The organism is Campylobacter sp. 2018MI10 (assembly GCF_018501175.1).
In the GTDB taxonomy this organism is placed as follows: domain Bacteria; phylum Campylobacterota; class Campylobacteria; order Campylobacterales; family Campylobacteraceae; genus Campylobacter_E.
On sequence record NZ_JAHCZD010000147.1, the window covers coordinates 1 to 381 of the forward strand.

General features: G+C 57.0%; 1 protein-coding gene. It reads right to left on the bottom strand.

Annotation, left to right across the window (positions count from 1 at the left end; all coding sequences use genetic code 11):
* Positions 1–381 (bottom strand): alpha/beta hydrolase family protein (locus KJR01_RS10650; protein WP_214119118.1); only part of this gene is annotated, 381 nt, incomplete at both ends.

Consider the following 381-nt stretch of genomic DNA (forward strand, 5'->3'; position numbering starts at 1 on the left):
TCGTCGTAGAGGGCGTAGCCGATGCCGATATTGGATCGGATGTTTTTGAGCTTCTTGGCGTTTAGCTGCTGTAACCAGCCCGAGATGAAGACAGAGCGGATGGGGTTGAGTTGTTCGGCTTTTTCGCGTTCCTCCTTCGTAACCGTTGTGCCTCCGGGGGAGTCGGGAGCCTTAGCTTTCTTAAGGGCTTTGGCCTCCTTAGCGCCGTATTCTGCGGCCATGTGGCGCACTTGGGATCCACCTGCGGAGTGGCCGGTGATGCCGATCTTGGTCTTATCGACATAGTTGAGAGCGTTGGTACGCGACACGTAATCGATGGCTGGCTGGATGCTGGGGTCGTCGCTGTGGGGAGGCTGAGAGGTCGATTCGCCTTGGTTGTAC